This is a genomic window from Verrucomicrobiia bacterium, from assembly GCA_035460805.1.
Lineage (GTDB): Bacteria > Patescibacteriota > UBA1384 > CAILIB01 > CAILIB01 > DATHWI01.
On the sequence record DATHWI010000049.1, the window covers coordinates 1 to 2,244 of the forward strand.

Sequence of the window (2,244 nt, forward strand, 5' to 3'; positions counted from 1 at the left end):
AAAGCGGTGCGACAGGATTATCAATATATTGGACGGTGTCGTTAAGGAGGACCATGCTTGATAACATCCGCAGTGCCTTTGCTTCCATTTGGGGTAATAAGGTCCGCAGCCTCCTCACCATGCTAGGTGTGGTTATTGGCGTTACTTCTGTGACAACCCTGGTAGCCATGGGCCAAGGGTTGAAAAATGATGTTGCCTCCCTAGTGGATGGTTTGGGGACAAACATTGTAGCCGTGACAGCTGGCAAGATTGATACGTCAGGCGGCCAGCAGGCCAACCCAGCTGCGTTTATCTCTGGCGATGTGTTGACCCGCGCCGACGTTGAGGGGATCCGTAAGTTGGAGGGCGTGGCATCGGTGGCCCCACTTGGCCTTATTCCTGGTTCGGTAAAAGTAGGAGAAAAGGCCGCCGCTCCAACCATTGCTGGCACAGATGCCAATTTCCTGGAAACCGTTGATATTTTGACGGTAAAAGAAGGCCGTATGTTTGCCGCTGATGACCGGAGCGTTGCCCTGCTCTCCAAGGGTGTGGCAGAACAGCTGTTTGACCAGGGAACCGCCCTTAATCAGCAGGTGACCATTGGCACAGCTACCTTTACGGTCATTGGTATCACGGAAGAAAAGTCGACAAGCTCTGTCTTTGGCTCCCAATTTGGCAGCCTGGTTGTCCTACCGTTTGCCGATGCCACGGCGCTCAATAAAGGTAAAGAGTCTATCAATCGCATCATTGTGAAGGCGGTCAACTCTGAGCAAGTGGCGCCAGTGAAAGAGCGGGTGCACACAACCATGCTGGCACTCCACAACGGTGAAGAAGATTTCTCCGTGTTGACCCAGAAAGACATCCTCAGCCTTTTCGATCAGTTCTTAAACTTGGCTACGGCATTAGTGTCTGCCATTGCTGCCATCTCCCTTATTGTGGGGGGTATCGGCATTATGAACATTATGCTGGTTACCGTGACTGAGCGGACACGGGAGATTGGGTTGCGGAAGGCAGTAGGCGCAACCCGTGGCGCTATCCTTGTGCAGTTCCTTACGGAGGCTATTGTGGTGACCTTGGTAGGTGGCTTGATTGGTTTAGGGATATCCATGTCCATTGGGGCGGTAGTGGCTGCCCAGACACCGCTTACACCAGTTTTCAGCATTCCTGTACTTGCCACTGCATTTGGTATATCAGTAGTGATAGGTGCGGTATTTGGCATTTGGCCTGCCCTCCGCGCGGCACGAAAAGACCCCATTGAGGCGTTGCGCTACGAGTAAAAGCACCTTTGCTGTTGACTCCGTTCAACAGGCTCCCGTACACTAGAGAAAAGGGAGGACCTATGTTCGTAACAGACATTGAGCGGTTGGGACTTACCGAGAAGGAAGCCAAGCTTTACCTGACCAGTCTTCGGATTGGGCCAGTCAGCATGCAGACGCTTGCTGCCAAGGCAAAGATTGACCGGGGAACGGCGTACCACGTGGCGAAAACATTGGGGCAGAAGGGGTTGTTTGGCCAGGTTGAAGGCGGGAAGCGTCCGCTTTTCAGTGTGACAAACCCCCAGCTATTTTATGATTACGTGGCAGAGCAGAAGAAGCAGGCGGACGAGCACTTTAGCGCTATGGAGCGCATGATCGATGACCTGAAGAGCCTGCACAGCTTGCACGCAGGACAATAGTTTTGTAGCGGTGGCGACTGGTTTGTGGTAGTACAGACCTACATCTTACGGTGTGGGTCTTTTGGTTCTACCAAGGGATTTTGAAAATTGGAGGAATAATGAGCATTGTGGCACGTAACTTTGTCCCTGAGACAGAACCTGAGTCTCCTTTTGACCAAGCGTTGCGGCAACTGGAAACCCTTGTTGGGGCTGGGCACGATTATAGCCCCTCGGTTGCGGAGTATTCGTATCCTTATCCGCGGCAAAAGAACCGTGTGGATAGCATTGTCTATCCATTTCTTTCCGACCTGCCACCGCTGGTTGGTTTGGACGGCAAGGTAACCAAGCAGTCATACCCCTTGCTGGCAACAACGCTTGCTGAGAGGTGTGGCGGCAGGTGGGTGCAAGAGCTTGTGGGTGATGATTTGGCACCAGACGACCAATCCTGGCGTACCATTCTGGAGTGGGAGCAGTTGGCTAGGCAAACGCCGATACTTCGTAGCGGCGAAGGGTTTGTTCGCTTCCATTCCTTCCCCATTTCGTACGGGGTAGATGATGCCAGCTATCGGCGTGACACCTTCAGGAAGCTCATGCCGAGTGAGCGAAAGCTG

The 2,244-nt window shown here is 52.9% G+C and carries 3 protein-coding genes; all 3 read left to right on the top strand.

What is annotated here, in order from left to right; all coding sequences use genetic code 11:
* Positions 1-53: 53 nt before the first annotated feature.
* Positions 54-1,256 carry an ABC transporter permease gene (locus VLA04_01705; protein HSI20411.1) on the top strand — a complete coding sequence of 401 codons (1,203 nt, stop codon included), beginning with the start codon at positions 54-56 and terminating at the stop codon, positions 1,254-1,256.
* Positions 1,257-1,318: 62 nt separating this feature from the next.
* Positions 1,319-1,654: a helix-turn-helix domain-containing protein gene (locus tag VLA04_01710; protein ID HSI20412.1), complete on the top strand. Its 336-nt coding sequence runs from the start codon at positions 1,319-1,321 to the stop codon at positions 1,652-1,654.
* A gap of 98 nt (positions 1,655-1,752) precedes the next feature.
* The coding region (locus VLA04_01715) for a hypothetical protein (GenBank protein ID HSI20413.1) at positions 1,753-2,244 on the top strand (492 nt) is incomplete at its 3' end.